This is a genomic window from Cyanobium sp. T1G-Tous (genome assembly GCF_024345455.1).
In the GTDB taxonomy this organism is placed as follows: domain Bacteria; phylum Cyanobacteriota; class Cyanobacteriia; order PCC-6307; family Cyanobiaceae; genus Cyanobium_A.
The window spans coordinates 1-7,349 of the sequence record NZ_JAGQBD010000041.1; the positions used below are offsets into that span (position 1 = coordinate 1).

Annotated in this window: 5 protein-coding genes and 3 pseudogenes; all 8 read right to left on the minus strand. The window is 55.2% G+C overall.

Annotation, left to right across the window (positions count from 1 at the left end; genetic code table 11):
- A pseudogene (locus tag KBY75_RS14880) lies at positions 1-520 on the minus strand (ferric reductase-like transmembrane domain-containing protein); the annotation flags it as partial.
- A gap of 520 nt (positions 521-1,040) precedes the next feature.
- On the minus strand, positions 1,041-1,400 hold the full coding sequence (locus tag KBY75_RS14885; RefSeq protein WP_255024512.1) for a hypothetical protein: 360 nt from the start codon (positions 1,398-1,400) through the stop codon (positions 1,041-1,043).
- Between the two features lie 402 nt (positions 1,401-1,802).
- Positions 1,803-2,840 (minus strand): EamA family transporter, encoded by a 1,038-nt coding sequence (locus KBY75_RS15405; protein WP_255024513.1) that lies wholly within the window; start codon positions 2,838-2,840, stop codon positions 1,803-1,805.
- Positions 2,841-2,885: 45 nt separating this feature from the next.
- On the minus strand, positions 2,886-3,443 hold the full coding sequence (locus KBY75_RS14895; RefSeq protein WP_255024514.1) for a molybdopterin-dependent oxidoreductase: 558 nt from the start codon (positions 3,441-3,443) through the stop codon (positions 2,886-2,888).
- A gap of 139 nt (positions 3,444-3,582) precedes the next feature.
- Positions 3,583-4,107 (minus strand): annotated as a pseudogene (locus KBY75_RS14900) (cytochrome b/b6 domain-containing protein); the annotation flags it as partial.
- A 144-nt stretch (positions 4,108-4,251) separates the two neighbouring features.
- On the minus strand, positions 4,252-5,115 hold the full coding sequence (locus tag KBY75_RS14905) for a hypothetical protein (protein ID WP_255024515.1): 864 nt from the start codon (positions 5,113-5,115) through the stop codon (positions 4,252-4,254).
- 992 nt (positions 5,116-6,107) lie between these two features.
- Positions 6,108-6,983: an IS3 family transposase gene (locus KBY75_RS14910; protein WP_255024516.1), complete on the minus strand. Its 876-nt coding sequence runs from the start codon at positions 6,981-6,983 to the stop codon at positions 6,108-6,110.
- 161 nt (positions 6,984-7,144) lie between these two features.
- Positions 7,145-7,349 (minus strand): annotated as a pseudogene (locus tag KBY75_RS14915) (IS3 family transposase); the annotation flags it as partial.

Genomic DNA, 7,349 nt, shown 5'->3' on the forward strand with positions numbered 1-7,349 from the left:
CAAACAGCACCGCCAAGCCCACGACCCCCAACAACTCAAAGGGAAACAACTCAAAGTTGTTGAAGTGTCGATTGCTGGTGAATAAACTTACCAGCGGATCGCGATTACCGAAGTCGTTGTACCAATTCAGCGCTCCATGGAAACTCCACGGCAGCTCTGGGGCTTTCTGCCCAAGCCAACTCCAGGGTTCCATTGGCAAATGCCAACCGTTGACGTGCAAGAAGCCCAGCAAAAACACCAACACCCCCATGTGACGGCGGTTAAACAGCAGGGTGTGAAAGAGCGGGTTGAGACGGGCGAGAGGGCCAATCGAAAGGGTTAGATGTAACAGGATATAGGCCGCACTGCCGTAGGCCCGGATGGCGACCCCGTCGGTCTCCAAGGGAGCATTTGCTGCTGCGGCCCACCAATGGCTGATCGCCATGAACAGCAGCAGGTAGACACTGACCGCCCCGAGCAGAATGCCGTCGTAAATGAGTTTTCGGCGCGTCCATTGCACCGCTACGTAGCCATGGCTCATGGCTGATTCACTCCCAGTGGAATTGACTGCAAAATCAAGGTTGATAAGACGCTTTGGTTGAGGGGATTCACCAGCAGTAGTTGTCCAGGCTCCGCAGAATGGAGGGCATTGCTAACCACTTCAGGTAAGAGATACATGTGGGTCCCGGCTCCCGCGATCGAGCCCAACACTTGCGCTTTCTGAAGCTCAACGGGATTCGTGGTGGTGCGCTTCCAATAGAGCAGTGGGTCAGCCACATTGAGTTGCCCCTCAGGGGTGACGCGCAATTGAAGCTCTCGGCCTGAGCTGAAAGCCTCTACTTGCCCCCTCAGCTGCGTGCCCTGAGCTGTCCAGCTGAAACGAGACAGCAGTCGACCTTGCGCGACGGCGTCACTTAGGTCCGCACGAGAGAATAAGGACGATGAACCTCCTCCAACAGGGGGGATTTCGGGTCGCTGCATCACGGCGCTCACCGCCATCCATGGGAGAAGAACGGCCAACACGGTGATTAACCATCGATGGGCCTGACGTCGACAACAGATCATGGGCGGGCCGCCAGCCGATGGGCATTGCGCTCAACCGCTGGAGGAGTACCCAGCCAGACCCGCTTGATCAGCCAAGGCCATAACAAAGCAAACCCTGGGATGATCAGCAAACGGAAGCCGAGATTCCTCCATCCACGCGCTGAAGAATCGATCCGTTGGACACCAAAACAACTGATCAAAATACCGATCACTAAGCTGATATACCCATAGGCCCTGATCCCATCAAGGCCCGCACGAACAGCAGTTAGAGAACCTTCCAGCACCTGCATTGTGACTTGTATTCGCTTAAGACTAGGTCCCTTGCCTAGTGCTGATTCAATTTGTGTCACAGGTGTTCTCGCTGCGGCTGCGAGCATGGATTGAGGTCGGCTGGCTTTCCACCTCTTAGTGTTTCAGAGCATTTCAGCCGTAGCCGATATCGCCTTGATCGGCCTTTCCTAGCGTCCCCAGATTGCCCCCGAGGGGGCGTTCCTCCTTGATGCGCGCAGCTCAGGCACCCGTCTCACCGACCGGCGTTGCAGGTGGGTGGTAGGAAGAGGGTGCGGATCCCATATGTTGCAATGTTTCCATTTGTGCGACCGGCCCCAATCCTTGCAGCAGCAGGCCCATCAATCTGATACGCGATGGTCTTGAGGCTCTAGATATTTCCTTTGATGGTCTGCGGTTGAGATCGCTAATCAGCGCATTAACAATCGGTGCATTAACAATCGGCGTGGCGTCTGACTAGGCACAATCCTGAGGGTCGTTATTGATAATAACTATGGGTCGATTGCGGCCTGATCGCGACTGCGTAGTTTTTGGGCTTCAATCAAGCCAATGCCGGCTCCTGCGATCACGCAGCTGATGACGAGGTTGAAGGTTAGTTGTTCTCTTAAGATGAGCCAAGCGAGCAGTCCGCTAGCGAACGGTAGAAAACCCTCGCAAAGGGCAACGAGTGTTCCGCCTGCTTTGGCCAGGGCGGCCGCCTCCACTAATGTATAAGCCGTGGAGATCACGCCACCGTAGACAAGCATCGCTTGCCAGAGTAGAGGGGACTGTAGGTCGTAGAGATGGGCCAAACCAAATGTAGTGATTGCCCAAATGAAGAAAATGAATGTTTGCACGCCGGTTTGCCAGATGGCATAGGCGAATATGCTGGCCTCCCGCGTAACTGGCTCTGAGTACTTGTAATACAGCATGCCCAGCATGAGGATAAGGACCAAAAGCAATCCATTGCCAGTAGTTGTATTGGGTATCAGTTTCACTCCCATGGCGCTGAGCTCTACGCCTGTTTCTGTGTCTGTTGTCGGCCCCAGTGCAATCCAGGCGGAGAGAGCCACAAGAACGGCTCCCACGGTAGGGATGGTCTTCGGCGCTTTGCGTTGATCAAGGCAGTCCCAAATCATCAATGCGATAGCTGTACAGGCCACGGTGAGGGTGACCTGGATGGCGCTGATCCGAGAAAAAGCAATCACCAGTGCCACTTCTAGCAGGGCATTGCAACCAATTGGGAGGAGAGATGTGAAGGCCAGTCTTGAGTTCCATGCCGTTTCCTGATCTCTGCTTCGTTGGTCGCGCTGTCGTTGGAAGCGTCTTGCCAGCAATAGCGCCACCAGGCTGAAAGCGTTGCCAAATAACAGGCCATTGCAGAAGTTAATCGGGTTATGCCCATTCACCAATCGCGTTGAGCCCAGTTGATAAGCGAGCACCAGCACTAGGGGCTGGAGAGCCTCAAGCCCGGTTGTTGCTAAAGCGAGTGCGATCCCCGTTTTGTCCGCGGACTGGCTCGATCTTGCTGGAGCCATGTTGTTCTTCACGCTGGATGCTCTTTGGGTTGACGTGTTATAAAGCGATCGTGCCTTTCATAAACCTGCAAACCACTCATAACCTTGATCTTCCCACGTGCCGAGCCGCTGAGGATTCAGGGTGCTAAGCACGTGAATAGCGGTGATCCACTTGCTCAGCTTGTAGCTCAGCTTCAGGGGGGAGGCCAACCGCAGTGGTGCTCCATTGGCGGCAGGTAAGGGGGCTCCATTCATCTTGGTTCTCAGCAATGTCTGGGGATGGAGCGCCTTGCATAGATCCCAGGTTTCGAAGTATCCATCCGCTGATTCGAAGGCCACATACCCCGCCAGCGGTGACACTCTTGCCAGCCTGAGCATATCGCCAAGCTGCACACCTCCCCAGGCCACAATAAATGCCAAGCCTACCACGCAAACATGCCGGATAACCATCTCCTGCTGGGTGAACTGGTCGAGTGCGCTCAGACTTAGTTGTTGTGGTTGTTGCACCAAACCATCCACGGTGAGTGAAAAACTGGCTGCATTGATCTCTGGCACACCGTTGAAGCTATTCACCAGTAGTGCTGAGGGCTCCACTTGGTTTTTTGCAAATTCTGGAACGGCACCATTGGTTTGCATTCAGGATTCGATCGCTCGTTCAGGGGGCGTGTGAGCTGAGCCACCTCTGGGCCCAGCGGGTTGAGAGCGCAACCTCCGAGGCTTAAAACGCCACCCGACCCAAGGGCTGATTGCAGCAGGCTCCGGCATTTCATGGTTTCTACCAGGTGATTGCTCTGAACAAGCGCAGGCCGCCGAGTTTCAACGACAGCGGCACATGGGACAACACGAGCAGCGCCATGGCCGGAATGGTTGCAAAGTGCAGCACGCGTAGCTGTTGCCAGCTACCGAACCAACCCGATAGCCACCACAGCGTGGCGGGTTTGTACATCGCCAGTCCGGTGAGCAGCGCTACAGACAGCACCATCAACATCAGCGTGTAAATGAGCTTGTGCAGCGCATAGTTGCGCTTTCTGGGGGTACTGGACCTGAGTGCTCCAAGATCCCCACCACGACCAAGCCGCTCCCTCTGCAACTGCCATAACAGCAGCAGCCAGCTGCCTAGAACGAGTGCAAAGATGCCCATGAACCCGAAGTGCCACCACCGTCCGCCAGCCAGCCAGCCACCGAGCGTGAGCAAACTGGGTATGGGGTCTCCAGATTGCCCGCCAAATACGGGATTAGCGTTGTAAATCTGTAATCCACTGCTCGCCATGCCCACCAGCACGAGTGCATTGCAGGCATGAAGCGCTCGCGTCTAGAGCGATTGGTTATGACGGAACTCCATCGTCTGCAGCTTGTGATTTTACATTAGCTCTTTCCACGACTAAAGACAGACTCTGCCACTTTGTCGTGGCTACCGCGGGAGAAGCCCATCACCTAGTTACCTTCACGATGTTGCGTTGTAAGCAACGATATTGTTCAATTTTTGAATATTGATGCGTCGTTGCCCCTTGTTGTCGCTGCTCACCAGGTCGCCATAGCGGTAGCCGAGCATGATGTCCTTTACCGAGTAAAGATATGTCTGCACTAATCCAGAGCCAGTTATTTCGTCAATGCCTTCCACTAGTGGCATGATCACCGCTTTGCGTTGCAAGAGGCCCTCGATTCCCATTTGTGTAATCGGGCTGCCCTCATCGAGGTTGTGGGTGAGCGTTGCTGTTTGACTCAATTGAGGCGTGCCTGTATTCAGAGTTGTTAATGGAACGATGCGCCGTTGCCATAGGCCAGGCTCTGGCTCGTCGTCAAAAATTAGCGAAAGCGAATAGCATACGTTGAGCCACTGGCTTCTATCTGTTGTTACAAAACGGCAGTACAGATGGCCATTGTCAAGGCTACTAATGCATAGATGTCGACTGAATATGAGTGGCATTTCGTTGCTGCTTAGCCTGGAGAATACAACGGCAGTCAATGTTGATAATGTGATCAACCCGCTGATCAGATCTAGCACGGCAATGGCATAGGTGAACCTTGAGTTGGGTTCCAACCCACTGAATGCGTTGGCTAGAAAAGATTCGATTGCAAAGGCAAATGGCTTCGGTATGCCCATAGGAGCATCGCCCACAATGTGCCGCGCATCAAGGCTCAGAATCAAGCCAAAGATGATGATTTGGCTCAAGTAGATGGCAACCATTGTTGCGAAGAACAGCCACCATGGCATCCGGATCATTGCCGCCAGCGGTTGTCGCCACAGCTGATTCCATGGTGTGTTCTGATTGTTTTGATGAAGCTTGCGATGATTGAATTCAAACATGTCTATGGCTGTGAGATTGTGATTTTTCCGCTACCGACTAGCTCCTCTATGCAACCAAACTGATGTGTTGAGGTGAGTCATTGCGGCAACAGTATGTCATTAAGGTGGTCGCATTCATATTGCATAACACGCGCTTCAAAGCCTCCCACACGACGCTGGGTCACAAGTCAGTTTAGTTTGTGCACCCATTCCTCGACTTTCAGCCAACGCGTGACATCCTCTCGCAAGCCTGGCACGCTGAGACATCCCTGCCATGTGCCAGCCCGGCCATTATCCCTTGAGAAGCAGGAATCTCATTGCTTGATCGTTCGGATTGCCATATATTAGAGCCAATTTATCTGTTTGCCTTCTATTCGCCTGTGGCCCAACTCACTTTGTGCCACTTGATTGTTGACGGTGCGGCGCTACTTTTCAACCTTATCTGTCTTTCTGGATTGCTTGACACAATCGTACGCGCCTCTTCGGCTTCTCCCACTACGCCTTTTTCGATGCAAGAGCAACTGATTGTGCCTGTCACCTGCTCAACCTGTTGCCTAGTTGCAACACTTGCACTTAGGGATGCAGCTCGATTTACCAAAAAGCAGAACAGTTGCTTGCGCGATTCGAACCAGCTGATGCCCTGATGAGACGCCTGGCACGACTAGGCGTACAAGTTGGCCATGGGCAGCAGCTAATTAGCGAGTATCGGAATGAAATGAACGAAATGATGACTTTTGGCAACTGCTAATGATGCTGGCTTAACGCAGCTTAAGTCGAAATGCTTCTGCTCCGAGCGGGCCGCTTTCGGTAGCTGTCAGGAAAGATGACGTCTCTGCTGCCATTCATGCAGCCATGGCAAACCTAGCTGGTCTTGGGTCGATTTCCGGTTGTGGAGGATTGATCCAGGCCACCTCTGGTTGACGCCAGCAGCGCGATGATCGTGAGCAGCGACGTGGATTCCGCTGGCGTCCCTGTTCATAGACGTGGGCACGATGCCGGCAGAGGTCAACGGCCTAGCCACTGTGGCGTTGGTGGGGCGTCACGAACTTGATGCCGCTGTGGCGGTGCCGGTGGTTGTACCAGTCCACAAATGACGCCACCCACAAGCATGCCTCTTCCACGCTGGCGAATGGCCGCCTTGGGTAATCGGGCCGGTATTTTGCTGTGCGGAACAGCGATTCGGAGTAGGGGTTGTCGTTGCTAACCCTTGGTCTGGAGAAGGACCGCAGTACGCCCAGCTCCTCCAGCCGGCTTTCCAGCGTGGCCGCACGCATGGCGTTGCCGTTGTCGGCTTGCAGGATCAAAGGCTGCCGGCGCCCCTTGCTGATGCGCTCACGCAGGCAGGCCCTGCTCACCAGATCCGCTGCGATTGCTGGATCCTCGCGCTCGGCGATATCCCAAGCCACCACCTTTCGGCTCCAGATGTCGATCACCAGATAGAGGTACAGCCATACCCCGCGCACGGTGGTGGGCAGATAGGTGATGTCCCAGCTCCACACCTGATTTGGCCCTGCGGCCCGCAGCCGTGGCACAGGGCGCGGCTCCTGCGGGGGCCTAGCCCGACCACGGCGGTTGGCCTGGCCATGGCAGTGCAACACCCGGTAGAAGCTGCGCTCTGAACCGATATAAAGCCCGCGATCGGCCAAAACAGGCACGATCTGGCCCGGCGGCAGCGCCGCGAATTCGGGCTCGTTGCAGGTGATCAAGATCCGCTGGCGTTCCTCCTCGCTGAGGCGGTGGGGCACATGGCGGCTGCTGCCCTTGCGACGATCCACACCGTCCCCATCACCCGCAAACTGGCGGCGCCAGCGCTGCAGCGTGGTGAGGCCAATGCCCAACAGCAGGGCCAGTTGTCTGGCACGAGCACCAGCGGCAATCCCCTCATCCATGATCTGCAAAGCCTTCTGGCGGGCGGCGGGCGAGGTCAGTCGTCCGCGTCCTCTCCCCAGAAGGCCTGGATCTTTTTTGCTGCCAACAGCAGTGCCGCTGCTTCTGCCAGTGCCTTCTCCTTACGGCGCAGCTCTTGTTACTCCGTCGGAGAAGCCTTCGGCTAGAGCTGTTTGATTTCTCGCTGGTCCTGCTGATGGCGTCGGTCTAGATCCTTCTGCTCTGTCAAGGTGAGCACTGAATTTTCATTGGCATCCTGGGATGCCTGGCGCCACCGTTCCACCTGCTCCGGATACAAACCCCGTTCACGGCAATAGGCGCTGAGTTCGGTGGCGTTCAGTCCAGCTGTTTCCAAGACCACCGTGAAC

Coding starts and splice junctions, on each gene's coding strand:
- KBY75_RS14895 (WP_255024514.1), bottom strand. CDS start 3,443: ATGCAAACCAATGGTGCCGTTCCAGAATTTGCAAAAAACCAAGTGGAG.
- KBY75_RS14905 (WP_255024515.1), bottom strand. CDS start 5,115: ATGTTTGAATTCAATCATCGCAAGCTTCATCAAAACAATCAGAACACA.
- KBY75_RS14910 (WP_255024516.1), bottom strand. CDS start 6,983: ATGGATGAGGGGATTGCCGCTGGTGCTCGTGCCAGACAACTGGCCCTG.
- KBY75_RS14885 (WP_255024512.1), bottom strand. CDS start 1,400: ATGCTCGCAGCCGCAGCGAGAACACCTGTGACACAAATTGAATCAGCA.